Here is a 12,929-nt window from a genome sequence, read left to right on the forward strand (position 1 = left end):
CGGCCGGCATCCCCTTTCGACTGGAATCACCCCAACCGCTTCAATTCCCACGCGCGGTGGATGCGCGCGTTGCGCTCGAAATCCGGACCGATGGTGCGCGCGGTGATCTCACGGCACTGAGCGAATTCGGCGATGGCGTTCTCTTCCAGCTTGAAGCGGCGGAAGTTGTTCGAGAAATACAGCACGCCGCCCGGCGCCAGCCGCGCCACGGCTGCACGCAGCAGCTTCAACTGCTCGCGCTGCACATCGAAGTCATCGGCACGCGCGGAGTTGGAGAAGGTCGGCGGGTCGCAGAAGATCACGTCGTACTGGCCACGGTCGCCTTCCAGCCAGGCCATCGCATCGGCCTGCACCAGCAGGTGCTGGTTGCCGCCCTGCCCGTTCAGCGCCAGGTTGTCGTAGCACCACTGCAGGTAGGTGGCCGACAGGTCGACGCTGGTGGTACTGGCGGCACCGGCCACCGCGGCCTGCACGCTGGCCACGCCGGTGTAGCAGAACAGGTTGAGGAAACGCTTGCCACGCGCCTGTTCGGCCATCATCCGGCGCAGCGGGCGATGATCGAGGAACAGGCCGGTATCGAGGTAGTCGAACAGATTCACCTGCAGCAGCGCGTTGTTCTCGCGTACCACGATGAACTCGTCACGCTGCTCGAAGCGGCCATACTTGCTGCCGCCCTTGCCGCGCTCGCGCGACTTCATCGAGACCTGCTCCGGCGGCACGCCGAACACTTCACGCGCAGCGGCCAGCAGTTCGTTGCGGCGACGGCGCACGTCGTTCTCCGGAATGGCAGCCGGTGCGGCGTATTCCTGCACGTGCAGGAAGGTACGGCGCTTGCCGCCGTCTTCCTCATAGACGTCGATGGCGGCGGCGTACTCCGGCAGGTCGGCGTCATAGGCGCGGAAGCAGGTGATGTCCTCGCGGGCACGCCAGCTCTTGAACTTCTTCAGGTTCTTGCGCAGGCGGTTGGCCACCATCTGCGCACCTTCGCTCAGCTCGCGCGGCTGTGCCGGATCGCGGCCCGGCACAGCAATCGGGTCGCAGACGATCAGCGCGCATTCCAGCGCACCGTTGAACATCTGGTACTTCTTGCCTGCGCGCAGGCCGGTGGCGAAGGCCAGTTCGTCGTTGCCGCACAGCAGGCTGGCACGCCACTGCGGCACCGCCTTCTGCAGGGCGCTGCCCAGTGCGCGGTACAGCGCCGGATCGGCGGCCAGGCGCTCGTCGTACGGCGGGTTGCAGACCACCGCGCCGATCTCCTGCTCCGGTGCGGCGAGGTCGGCGACGTCGGCGCGGGTGAAGCGAATCGCGTGGGCGACGCCCGCGACCTCGGCATTCTCGCGTGCCGCCTGAATCGCGGTCGGGTCGATGTCGCTGCCGTGGATGACCGGCTTCAGCGCGGCCAGGCCTGCGGCCTCACGGTCGCGCGCTTCGCACTGGATGGTCTTCCAGGCGGCCTTGTCGAAGCCCAGCCAGCGGCTCGGCGGCAGGCTGCCATGGCGCATCAGGCCGGGAGCGACGTCGGCGGCCATCAGCGCGCCCTCGATCAGCAGCGTGCCGCTGCCGCACATCGGGTCCAGCAGGCCACCACCGGCGGCGTGCAGGCGCGGCCACTGCGCGCGCAGCAGCAGCGCGGCAGCCAGGTTTTCCTTCAGCGGTGCCTCGTGGGCGGCCCCGCGCCAGCCCCGGCGATGCAGCGGGCCGCCGCCGAGGTCGATCGACAGCGAGGCACGGCCCTTGCGCAGTGACAGGTTGACGCGCACGTCCGGCAGGTCGGTGTTGACCGAGGGACGTTCCAGCCCCTCATCGCGCATGCGGTCGACGATGGCGTCCTTGATCCGCTGGGCGGCAAAGCGGGCGTGGGTGATCTTGTCGCCGGACACATGTGCGTCCACCGCCAGGGTCATCTCCGGCTTGATGTGCTCATGCCACGGCAGCGCACGCACGCCGTCATACAGGGCCTGCTCGTCCGGGCACTCGAACTCGTCGATCGGCCACAGCACGCGGCTGGCCAGGCGCGACCACATCACGATCCGCAGCGCCTGCTCCAGTTCGCCCTCGGCGTTGACGCCGGCAATGGTGGCAGTGGCCTTGGCAAGGCCCAGGGCCGGCAGTTCATCGGCAAGCAGGTATTCCAGGCCCTTGGCGCAGGAGACGAAGAATTTCACGGGATCGGTTCGCAGGTGGTCGGGCGCGGCACAGGGGCCGGGCCGGTCGGAAAGGAGGGCCGCAAGCACGGCCAGCAGGCCCGCGCCGGGGGCGGCGGGGCTGCCATTGTAGTCAAAGCGGGCGGGCGCGCCGTGCGCCCGGGCTTCACAGTTGCCGCAGCAGGCGCTCGAAGGCCTGCGCGGAGGCCTCCACGTGGTGTTCCAAGCGGTGACCGTCATCGACCAGCAGCAGCTGCGCGGCGCGCGCCTGCGCCCAGGCAATGACCCCGGCGGCCGGGACCACATCGTCATGCCAGGCCTGCACCACCGTGATCGGCACCGCCGCGGCATCCAGCGCCGGCATCGGGCCCATGGTGGTCGGCGGCACCATCAGGAACAGGCCGGCCACAGGCACCTGCAGCGAGGCGATGGCGGAGATGTAGGCGCCCAGGCTGGAGCCGGCCAGCACCACCGGGCCCTGCTGGGCGGCGATGGCGGTGCGTTCCACCAGGCGCTGCAGCCGGGTGCGCACGTCGCCCACCCGGCTGACCTCGCTCATCGCGTCCAGGTCGGTGTAGTCCGGGCGTTCATGGGTCCAGCCCAGGCGTTGCGCCACGTCGGCCAGCGCGGTGACCTTGGTCGCTTCCGGGCCGCTCTCGAAACCGTGGGACAGGATGCAGTGGCCGCGGCTCATGCGCGCGCTCCGTGGGAGCGGGTCGGCGGCGAAAGAGGAGGCAGGTTCATGCCGCAATGCTAGCATCGCCGGATGCCCAACCCGCTCCTGCCCGGCCTGCAGCTGCAGCCCCTGCCCTACCAAGACCGCCTGCCGCTGCGCAACCCGGCCACGCTGGAGATGGTGGTGATCCACTGCACCGAGCTGCCCGATCTGGCGATGGCCCGCGAGTACGGCGAGCGCGTGCTGTATGACAGCGGTGCCGGCAACAGCGGCCACTTCTACATCGACCGCGATGGCAGCGTGGTGCAGTACGTGGCACCGGAACGCGTGGCCCACCACGTGCGCGGCATGAACGCGCATACGCTGGGTATCGAACTGGTCAACACCGGGCGCTACCCGGACTGGTTCGACAGCCGCCACCAGGCGATGGACGAGCCGTACACCGAAGCACAGCTGGCGACGCTGGAGGCGCTGCTGCAGGCGCTGGTGGCACGCTACCCGTCGCTGCGGCGGATTGCCGGGCATGACCAGCTGGATCTGGAGCAGGTGCCGGCCAGCGATGACCCGACGCTGATGGTGGCGCGCAAGCGTGATCCGGGACCGTTGTTCCCGTGGGCGCGGGTGCTGGCGAAGGTACCGCTGCAGCCTGTTGGGTAAGCGGCAGGGCTGCGCCCTGCACCCGCAGAGGCAACGGCCGAAGCAAGGGCAACAGCAGGATTCCGTGGGATGGCGGGGTGGGTCCGGTTGCGGGGGACGCCGTAAACCCGTCCATGGGGGCTTGTCCGCGGCATCCATGCCGCGGACACCCCCGCAACCGGACCCACCCCGCCTTCGACAGATCTCCGCCGCTGTTGGTGGGTGCCGACCGTTGGTCGGCACGAGGTCGAATCGATCGGAACGGGCTTTTGTAGAGTCGAGCTATGCTCGACTGCTCTTTGCGTGGATATCGAGACGATAGAGTCAGGCGCCGCTGGCCACCGGGCGGCTGCTGTCGCTCACCCAGCCGCTCCAGGAATCGGCATAGATGCGTGCGCCGCTCAGTCCTGCGCTTTCCATCGCCAGCAGCAGGTGGCAGGCGGTCACGCCGGAGCCGCACATCAGCACCACCTGCTGCGGATCACGGTTGCCGATCACGCTCTGAAGTTCGGCGCGCAGCTCCTGTGCATCACGCAGGCGGCCGTCGGCGACGTTCAACGCAAACGGGCGGTTGACCGCGCCGGGTACGTGGCCGGCGACCGGGTCCAGCGGCTCGACTTCGCCGCGGAAGCGTTCGCCCGCGCGTGCGTCGACCAGCCAGCCCGGCGCGTGCTTCAGGCGTGCGCTGATCTCCTCGGCATTGGCGATCTGGGTGGTGTCGAAACGGCCCGGGTAGGACGGCAGCGACGCGACGATGCCCTGCCCGGCCGCCAAGGGATGACCGGCGGCCTGCCAGGCGGCGATACCGCCGTCGAGCACGGCCACTTTGGTGTGCCCGATCAGGCGCAGCAGCCACCACAGGCGCGAGGCGGCCATGCTGCCGTCGCTGCCGTCGTAGACCACCACCTGGGTGTCGGGACCGATACCCCACTGGCCGAGCTTCGCCGCGAAGGCATCGCTGTCCGGCAGTGGATGACGGCCGTGGCCGCTGCGGGTCAGATCCGACAGGTCACGATTGAGGTCGGCGTACACCGCACCCGGAACGTGCCCCGCCAGATACTGGCCGCTACCCGCCTGCGGATCGGCCAGCGAGGACCGCGCATCGACCACACGTACAGCGCTGCTGGCAGTGGCACGTGCATCGACGACACGTACGCCCTCACCCAATGCAGCCGCCAGGCTGGCGACATCGACAAGCGTGGTCCACGGCGGATCGATCGGCTTCATTGCACTTGCTCCAGGCGGCGACGCAGGTTGTAGAGAATGGCGGCGGTCGCGCCCCAGATACGCTGGCCGGGCCAGCCGTACTCAAGGACGTGGCGGATGCGGCCGCGGTGATTGATTTCGACCTGGCGCAGATTGTCTGCGGCCATCAGGTAGGCCAGCGGCACTTCGAACACTTCGGCCACTTCGCTGGGCTGCGGCACCGGCACGAAGTCCGGATCGACCACGGCGACCACCGGCGTGACCCGGTAGCCAGTGATCGTCACAAAGGGATCGAGATAACCCAGCGCCTGCACTTGCCCCGGAGCCAGTGCGATTTCTTCCTGGCTCTCGCGCAGCGCGGCCGCCAGTGCGTCGCGGTCATCGGGTTCGGTGCGCCCGCCGGGGAAGCCGACCTGGCCACCATGCTGGCGCAGGGTTTCGGTGCGACGGGTAAGGATGACCTGTGCTCCATTGGCGCGCGGCACGATGCCGGCCAGTACGGCGGCTTCCACAGGTGGTCCCGGCGGCAGCAGGTCACTCAGTTCGCTGCGGTTCCAGCCGTCGCCGGCCGGCGGCTCGGCCAGTGGATGCAGCGCGCGCATCAAGCGTTCGTGATCGGCCAGCGAGCCGCGCAGTGATTGCTGCAGCTGTTCACGCAGAGGTTGCACGCGATGCAGGATGCGGCTGCGCTCCTCGTTGCTCATCGACGACCACCGTGCGATTTCATCGATGTGCCGCCCGCAGCCGGTGCATCGCCGGTCCGGATCCAGCGTGCACACTCCGATGCAGGGACTTGCGACAACACGCGCCGTTTCTTCCATTGTTTGCACCCGGCAACAGTAGCGCGATCGGGCTGAATTTGCGCGGGGTGCAGATGCGGTGCGTGGCACCGTCGCGCTCCGCGCAAACAAAAACGCGCCGGTGGAATCACCGGCGCGTTTCGTTTACGGCTTCGATTTACTTGACGCTGACCAGCTTGATCTCGAACTGCACAGCCACGTTCGGCGGGAACGGGGTGCGCGGGTCGGCACCGTAGGCCTGGTCCGGCGGCAGGGTGACTTCCCACTTCGAGCCTGCCGGCATCTGCAGCAGGGTCTCGCGCATGGCCTTCATTTCGACTTCGCTGACCTTGATCGACGGAATCTGCTGGGCCGGGCGGGCTTCGGTCGGGCGCTGGCCGTACGGGAACGGACCGGCCACTTCCAGCTGCACGGTGCTGGCCTGGGTCGGCTTGGCGCCCTTGCCAGCTTCGATCACGCGGTACTGGACGCCGCTCGGCAGGGACTGCACGCCGGCCTTGGCCTTGTTCGCCGCGATGAACTGATCGCTCTTGGTCTTGTTTTCGGCAGCAGCCTTTTCGTACTCGGCCTTGGCAGCCTGGGCACGGCCCTGCTCGCGCTTCTGGAACGCTTCAACGGCCGGCTTCAGCTGGTCGGCGGTGATCGCCGGCTGCTTCTTGGCGTAGGCGTCCTGCAGACCCTTCACCACCGAGTTGATGTCCAGCTGCTCACCACGACCGGTCAGCTCCGCCAGGTTGTTGCCGTAGTCGTAACCGAAGTAGTAGCTCAGCTTGCCCTTTTCGGACGAGACGTCCTGGGCGAAGGCATTGCCCGTCAGGGCCAGGGCCAGGGCCGCGACGGCGACCGCGATAGAACGCAACTTCATCAAACAGTTCTCCAGGGGTGGTAACTCAGGGACGTTCTGCGCCGCCCTGAGGCGACGGGTTAGGATAACGGGCACAACGTGTAACCGCTACTCACGATGCAGGCTAAGACCCGTCTGCGTTGGCGGAGTTCAATCTCACTTTTTTTTAACGTTTCAGGAGTTTTCCCGTGGCCGATGCCCTGATCGCTGTCGCCGACGACGGCGCCATCCGCACCGTGACCGTCCAGCGCCCGGACAAGCTCAACGCCTTGAATGCCGCGACCCTGCAGGCGCTGGCCGAGGCATTCAGCGCCGCCGCTGCCGACCCGGACGTGCGCGTGGTGGTGCTGACCGGTGCCGGTCCGAAGGCGTTCGTGGCCGGGGCCGACATCGCCGAGATGAACACACTCAGTGCGGTTCAGGGACGTGATTTCTCCCTGCTCGGCCAGGCCCTGATGCGCCAGATCGAGCGCATGCCCAAGCCGGTGATCGCGCGCGTGAACGGCTTCGCCTTGGGCGGCGGGCTGGAACTGGCCATGGCCTGCCACCTGCGCATCGCTGCCGATACGGCCAAGGTCGGGCAGCCGGAGATCAATCTCGGCCTGATTCCCGGCTTCGGCGGCAGCCAGCGCCTGCTGCGCCTGTGCGGCCGCGCCGCCACCCTGGAGCTGTGCCTGCTGGGTGCACCGATCAACGCCGCGCGTGCGCTGGAACTGGGCATCGTCAACGAGGTGGTGCCGGCCGACGCGCTGGACAACCGTGTGCAGGACGTCGCCCGCCAGTTGGCGCGCTCGGCGCCGCTGGCCCTGCGTGGCCTGCTGGACGCCGTGCACGTGGGTGGAGAATGCAGCCTGGAGGCAGGGCTGGAGTACGAAAGCGCGCAGTTCGGCCTGCTGTTCGCCACCGAGGACATGCGCGAAGGCACCGGCGCGTTCCTGCAGCGCCGTCCGCCGGCCTTCCAGAACCGCTGACGCCATGGCATCCCGACCCAACCCCGCGCAGCTGTTCGCCCGGGTCCAGGCAGACGATCTCGATGGCGCCCTGCAGGCGGGCCTGATGGACTACATTGCCCGCGCCGGCGACGAGCAGCTGCTGCCCGGCCACCCGGACCTTCCACAACGCCTGCAGCAGGCCCAGCAGCAGCTGCACGCGGCATGGGCCGCACGCGAACGCTACCGCGCGCGCGCGGTGCGTCTGGCGCGCCGTGAGGCCGAGCGCGATGCACGCCGTACGCCGGCCCCGGCGCCGGACGTGAAACCCGCCCTGCCCGCCGCAGCCGCCGCCATCCTCGCCCGGGCCAAGGCCCGCGCCAGCGGCAAGGAGCAGTAATGGCCACCATGAAGAAGACCGCACGCGCCCCGGCGCGGCGTGGCGGCACGATGCCGCGCGCCGACGTGGTGGAAATGTTCACCCGCCTGCGCGAACTCAATCCACACCCGAAGACCGAACTGGAGTACAGCTCGCCGTTCGAGCTGCTGGTGGCGGTCGCGCTGTCGGCGCAGGCCACCGACGTCGGCGTCAACAAGGCCACGCGCCGTCTGTTCCCGGTCGCCAACACGCCGGCGAAGATCCTCGCACTCGGCGAGGACGGGCTGAAGCAGTACATCGCCACCATCGGCCTGTTCAACGCCAAGGCGAAGAACGTGATCGCCACCTGTGCGATCCTGCTGGAGAAGCACGGCGGTGAAGTGCCGCGCGATCGCGATGAACTGGAAGCGCTGCCAGGCGTTGGACGCAAGACCGCCAACGTGGTGCTCAACACTGCGTTCGGCGAGCCGGTGATGGCGGTGGACACGCATATCTTCCGCGTATCCAACCGCACCGGCCTGGCGCCAGGCAAGAACGTGCGTGAAGTGGAAGACAAACTGGTGAAGGTGATTCCGGCCGAGTTCCTGCTCGACGCGCATCACTGGCTGATCCTGCACGGGCGTTATGTGTGCAAGGCGCGAAAGCCGGATTGCCCGGGCTGCGTGATCGCCGACCTGTGCCGGTTCAAGGAAAAGACCACGGCCGAGGCGTGACCGCGTTCGTGGTGTGACAAAACAAAGACGGCGGGCACAAGGCCCGCCGTCTTTGCTTGTAGACAAGGGTGCTTCAGGACATCAGAACGACAGGTCGCCCCAGACGCCGAATTCCTTGGTCTTGTCGTTCTTCTTGTCGCTGGCGTTGGCCAGGTGCGTGTACTTGTACACGGTCGACAGCTTGAGGTTCTTCATGACCGGGAACTCGACGCCGACGTTCCAGTACTTGTCGCTCAGGGTCGGGTCCAGGGTCTTGCTGACGTCGGTGTCATCGTAACGACCGAACACGTTGATGCCGCCGTCGGTGACGCGCACGCTGCCCCACACCGACCAGCCACTGGTCTTGTCGGTGGCAACGGTCATCACGTTGTTGAGGTTCTTGGCCTGGAAGTACTCGCCACCGACGCGGAAGTCGCTGCTGGCGTAGGCCACCATCGCATTGGCGCGGGTGTAGGTGTTCTCGGCGCTCTGGATGTCGGTCTCCTTGCCCAGCTTGCCGCTGTAGCCACCGATGGCAACCACGAAGTTCTCGTTCGGGGTATAGGCCGCGCGGCCTTCCACGTCCATGCCCTTGCTGCGGGTCGGGTTCTTGTAACCGGCGCCGGACACGACCGAGACCGCATAGTTGAAGTTGTTGCCCAGGTTGCCGAAGCCATGCAGGCCCCAGTCGGACGAGTTGCCGTACTTCAGGCGGTCGGTCAGGGTGTTCTCGACATAGCGCATGCCGTAGAACTTCTCGACGTACGGGATCCACGGCATGTCGGCGGCACCGACGCGCAGGTTGAAGGCCGGGTCGAAGCTGCCCTGCACGTAGGCCTTCTTGACGAACAGTTCGGTGTTGCCGATGGCCGAGCTGTACTGGAAGTCGGTGGTCAGGTTGGCCGACCAGATGTCGTTGAACTTGTGATCGACGGTCAGGTAGAAGCGCTTGACGTCCAGACCGGTGCCGCTGGCGGCGGTGTCCTTGCCGTTGCTGGTCTTGTCGATGTTGGTCAGGTCGAAGAACATGCGACCGCCGATCTTGTTGTCATTGACCAGCTTGGCCAGCTTGTCGACGCTGGTCTGGGTCTTCTGTGCACCTTCCAGGGCCTGCGCCTGAGTGATGTTCACTTCGGACTGCGCGTCGGACTGCGCCTGCAGCGCCTGCGAATCGTTCTGCAACTGCTGGACCTGGGCCTGCAGCGCAGCGATCTGTGCCTGCAGCTGCTGCAGCTGTGCCTGGGATACGCCCGAGCTGGCGGGGGCTGCGAAGGCGTCGGCGGAAACCAGACCGAGGCTTGCAACGACCGCGGCGGCGAGCAAATGGGAACGCATTTTGGATTTCTCCAGAGGGTTGGAATGGCTTGGGCAGAACGCCACGCCGGCAGGCCGGTCAAGCGTTTTGCGAACGTTCCGTTAAAACCATGACAACCGAATGACAGATTGAGCACCAACCACAGATTTCTTCGTGCGGTCATGCGTACGACTCATTTGTGGCTACATGCTTGTCGATCCCTTGCGGCATATGGCGTGACGTATCAGCGTCCGTGCCCGGGCCGGTCGCCGCGCGACCTTCACCGGCATTGCTGGTTTCGTGTGGATGACGCGGCATCACTGCGGAATGCCGGGCAGGGTCGGCATTGACGACCGCACCGGACAGGCCATCAGCGACATATAGAACGTGATCGCAACCGGCTTATGTCCGTTTCCGGTGCATTGGCCATCACGTCGCCCGCAGCACTCAGAACCTTCACGCACCTGCTGTGCGGGCACCGGGCAGCGCTGTAACGGTTGCGTCATACAACGGTCCCTGCGCTGTCATCGAACCGTTATGGAATGTGCGCCGGGCGGGTAACCCCGCATCCCAATCAACCCAGGAGCCACCCCGTGATCCACGCCTTCAAGTCGCGCGTTGCCGTTGCCGTCTTCGCAGCGTCGTCCGTGTTCGCCGCCAACGCCGCTGAAATCACCGGCGCGGGCGCCTCGTTCATCTACCCGGTGATGTCGAAGTGGTCGGCCGACTACAACGCCGCCACCAGCAACAAGGTCAACTACCAGTCGATCGGTTCCGGCGGCGGCATTGCGCAGATCAAGGCCAAGACCGTTGATTTCGGCTCGTCCGACGCCCCGCTGAAGCCGGAAGAGCTGGCGGCTTCGGGCCTGGCGCAGTTCCCGTCGGTGATCGGCGGCGTGGTGCCGGTGGTCAACGTGGCCGGCATCGCCCCGGGCGCGCTGAAGCTGGACGGCACCGTGCTGGCCAACATCTTCCTGGGCAAGATCAAGACCTGGAACGACCCGGCCATCGCCGCGCTGAACCCGGGCGTGACCCTGCCGAGCGCCAAGATCACCGTCGTGCACCGTTCGGACGGCTCGGGCACCACCTTCAACTTCGTCAACTACCTGTCCAAGGTCAGCCCGGAGTGGAAGAGCTCGGTCGGTGAAGGCACCTCGGTCCAGTGGCCGGCCGGCATCGGCGGCAAGGGCAACGAAGGCGTTGCCGCTTACGTGAAGCAGATCAAGGGCGGCATCGGCTACGTCGAACTGTCCTACGCGCTGCAGAACAAGCTGTCGTACACCGCGATGAAGAATGCCGCCGGCCGCTTCGTGCAGCCGAGCGACACCTCGTTCGCTGCCGCTGCCGCCAGCGCCGACTGGGCCAGCGCCAAGGACTTCTACCTGGTGATGACCAACGCCCCGGGCGCCGAGTCCTGGCCGATCACCGCCACCAACTTCATCCTGGTGCACAAGAAGCCGAAGAACGCTGCCAACGGCAAGGCCACCCAGGAGTTCTTCCGCTGGGTCTACAAGAGCGGCGACGCCCAGGCCCGCCAGCTGGACTACGTGCCGCTGCCGGACAGCCTGGTCCGCCAGATCGAGACCTACTGGTCGCAGAACCTGAAGTAAGCAAGCGCGTTCCCCCGCAGGAACGGGATCGGCGGGTCCTCTCTCCCCCGCCGATCCCACCCCGGGCGCGAGATCCTCGAGATCTCGCGCTCTTCTTGTTTTGGTGGTTGGTCGTGAAATGCGCTGCGCCTCCGATCTACCGGGAGTAGGCGACGCAGGGCCCAGCCCGGGACACGCCGTAAACCCGTCCATGGGGGCTCGATCGCGCCATCCATGGCGCGAACGGTCCCGGGCTGTGCCCTGCGTCGCCTCTGGTCAGTTCATCGGGGGCGCGGTGGGGTCATGGAAGGCAGGAGCAAAGGCAGGAGCGCGTGTAGAGCCGAGCCCACGCTCGGCTGGATGCTGGCGCGTGCGGACCAACGGTCCGCACCTACCGAGGGCAGGGAGCAGTCGAGCAAGCTCGACGCTACAAGGGCCAACCTGCCGTCATACCGGTGCGCAGATCCGGGCATCCCGGGCTCTGCGCGATGGGGGCCAACCCCGTGAAACCCTTGTCAGAACGTGATCCAGGACACCTCTGTCATGGTCGTAATACGGCTGTAACAAAAACATCATTTCATAGCCGCATCCGCCGACCACGTCGGCTCTTCCCCGCTATGGAGTGACCATGAAACTGCACTCGGCCGGCCTTGCCGCCCTTTCCCTGGCCATCGCCCTGGGCCTGTCGGCCTGCGGTGGCGACAAGCAGGCCGCACAGCAGCCGGCTGCCGACGGTGCCGCTGCCCCGGCCGCTGCCGGTGCCAAGGTGACCGCCGAAGTGTCCGGTGCCGGCGCTTCTTTCATCTTCCCGCTGGTCTCCAAGTGGTCGGCTGACTACAACGCCAGCACCGGTGCCAAGATCAACTACCAGTCGATCGGCTCGGGCGGCGGTATCGCCCAGATCAAGGCCGGCACAGTCGACTTCGGTTCCTCCGACAAGCCGCTGAGCAGCGAAGAGCTGGCCCAGGCCGGCCTGGCGCAGTTCCCCTCCGCCATCGGCGGCGTGGTGCCGGTGGTCAACATCGAAGGCCTGGAAGCCGGCAAGCTGCGCCTGAGCGGCGCCCTGCTGGCCGACATCTTTCTGGGCAAGGTCAAGACCTGGAACGACCCCGCCATCGTCGCCGCCAACCCGGGCGTGAAGCTGCCGGAAGGCAAGATCACCCTGGTCCACCGTTCGGACGGTTCGGGCACCACCTTCAACTTCTCCAACTACCTGTCCAAGGTCAGCCCGGAGTGGAAGAGCAAGGTCGGCGAAGGCACCTCGGTGCAGTGGCCGGACGGCGTCGGTGGCAAGGGCAACGAAGGCGTTGCTTCCTACGTGAAGCAGATCAAGGGCTCCATCGGCTACGTCGAACTGGCCTACGCCCTGCAGAACGGCATGCCGTACACCGCCATGCAGAACGCGGCCGGCAACTGGGTCGCGCCGAGCGCGGAAACCTTCGCCGCCGCGGCCGCCAGCGCCGACTGGGCCAGCGCCAAGGACTTCAACCTGGTCATCACCAACGCTCCGGGCGAGCAGGCGTGGCCGATCACCGCCACCAACTTCATGCTGATGCAGAAGCAGCCGAAGGACGCCAAGCGCAACCAGGACACCCTGGCCTTCTTCAAGTGGGCCTTCGAGAACGGCCAGGCCCAGGCCAACGAGCTGCACTACGTGCCGCTGCCTGCCGAACTGGTCAAGCAGATCGAGGCCTACTGGGCGACCGACCTGAAGTGATGGACACGACGGTGCCCGCCCCG

The 12,929-nt window shown here is 66.8% G+C and carries 12 protein-coding genes; 6 read left to right on the plus strand and 6 right to left on the minus strand.

Annotated elements, in window-relative coordinates; genetic code table 11:
• Window positions 1-26: 26 nt before the first annotated feature.
• Both rlmKL and AC13FN_RS00965 read right to left on the minus strand, forming a co-directional pair.
• Window positions 27-2,165: a bifunctional 23S rRNA (guanine(2069)-N(7))-methyltransferase RlmK/23S rRNA (guanine(2445)-N(2))-methyltransferase RlmL gene (gene rlmKL / locus AC13FN_RS00960; RefSeq protein ID WP_482984299.1), complete on the minus strand. Its 2,139-nt coding sequence runs from the start codon at window positions 2,163-2,165 to the stop codon at window positions 27-29.
• Window positions 2,166-2,310: 145 nt separating this feature from the next.
• Entirely contained in the window at window positions 2,311-2,838 is a 528-nt protein-coding gene (locus AC13FN_RS00965) for an alpha/beta hydrolase (RefSeq protein WP_049436518.1), read from the minus strand.
• A 72-nt stretch (window positions 2,839-2,910) separates the two neighbouring features.
• Between AC13FN_RS00965 and AC13FN_RS00970 the strand changes: the two genes are divergently transcribed.
• Window positions 2,911-3,477, plus strand: a complete 567-nt coding sequence (locus AC13FN_RS00970; RefSeq protein ID WP_049436517.1) for an N-acetylmuramoyl-L-alanine amidase — start codon at window positions 2,911-2,913, stop codon at window positions 3,475-3,477.
• Between the two features lie 303 nt (window positions 3,478-3,780).
• On the opposite strand, the gene AC13FN_RS00975 is transcribed toward AC13FN_RS00970, so the two are convergent.
• The 3 genes from AC13FN_RS00975 to AC13FN_RS00985 all read right to left on the minus strand — a co-directional run bounded on the left by AC13FN_RS00975 (window position 3,781) and on the right by AC13FN_RS00985 (window position 6,327).
• Window positions 3,781-4,683, minus strand: coding sequence for a sulfurtransferase (locus AC13FN_RS00975; RefSeq protein ID WP_054171364.1), 903 nt, complete (start codon window positions 4,681-4,683; stop codon window positions 3,781-3,783).
• Window positions 4,680-5,483 carry a CoA pyrophosphatase gene (locus AC13FN_RS00980; RefSeq protein WP_054171363.1) on the minus strand — a complete coding sequence of 268 codons (804 nt, stop codon included), beginning with the start codon at window positions 5,481-5,483 and terminating at the stop codon, window positions 4,680-4,682. Before AC13FN_RS00980 ends, AC13FN_RS00975 begins: the two co-directional genes overlap by 4 nt.
• Window positions 5,484-5,619: 136 nt before the next feature.
• Window positions 5,620-6,327, minus strand: coding sequence for an FKBP-type peptidyl-prolyl cis-trans isomerase N-terminal domain-containing protein (locus AC13FN_RS00985; protein WP_482984298.1), 708 nt, complete (start codon window positions 6,325-6,327; stop codon window positions 5,620-5,622).
• A gap of 167 nt (window positions 6,328-6,494) precedes the next feature.
• Here AC13FN_RS00985 and AC13FN_RS00990 point away from each other — a divergent pair, with 167 nt between their 5' ends.
• From AC13FN_RS00990 to nth, 3 genes are read left to right on the plus strand one after another with little or no spacing between them, the layout of a single operon-like run.
• On the plus strand, window positions 6,495-7,277 hold the full coding sequence (locus AC13FN_RS00990) for an enoyl-CoA hydratase/isomerase family protein (RefSeq protein WP_010486201.1): 783 nt from the start codon (window positions 6,495-6,497) through the stop codon (window positions 7,275-7,277).
• Between the two features lie 4 nt (window positions 7,278-7,281).
• Window positions 7,282-7,635 carry a hypothetical protein gene (locus AC13FN_RS00995; protein WP_482984297.1) on the plus strand — a complete coding sequence of 118 codons (354 nt, stop codon included), beginning with the start codon at window positions 7,282-7,284 and terminating at the stop codon, window positions 7,633-7,635.
• Window positions 7,635-8,327 carry an endonuclease III gene (gene nth / locus AC13FN_RS01000; RefSeq protein ID WP_054171362.1) on the plus strand — a complete coding sequence of 231 codons (693 nt, stop codon included), beginning with the start codon at window positions 7,635-7,637 and terminating at the stop codon, window positions 8,325-8,327. The genes AC13FN_RS00995 and nth overlap by 1 nt, the downstream gene beginning before the upstream one ends.
• Before the next feature lie 81 nt (window positions 8,328-8,408).
• On the opposite strand, the gene AC13FN_RS01005 is transcribed toward nth, so the two are convergent.
• A complete protein-coding gene (locus AC13FN_RS01005; RefSeq protein WP_049436513.1) occupies window positions 8,409-9,641 on the minus strand; it encodes a porin in 1,233 nt (410 codons plus the stop codon).
• A gap of 552 nt (window positions 9,642-10,193) precedes the next feature.
• Here AC13FN_RS01005 and pstS (AC13FN_RS01010) point away from each other — a divergent pair.
• Window positions 10,194-11,210, plus strand: coding sequence for a phosphate ABC transporter substrate-binding protein PstS (pstS, locus tag AC13FN_RS01010; protein WP_049444582.1), 1,017 nt, complete (start codon window positions 10,194-10,196; stop codon window positions 11,208-11,210).
• Between the two features lie 607 nt (window positions 11,211-11,817).
• On the plus strand, window positions 11,818-12,906 hold the full coding sequence (gene pstS / locus AC13FN_RS01015; RefSeq protein ID WP_049436511.1) for a phosphate ABC transporter substrate-binding protein PstS: 1,089 nt from the start codon (window positions 11,818-11,820) through the stop codon (window positions 12,904-12,906).
• Window positions 12,907-12,929: the final 23 nt, after the last annotated feature.

This window comes from Stenotrophomonas sp. 115C5 (assembly GCF_056861055.1).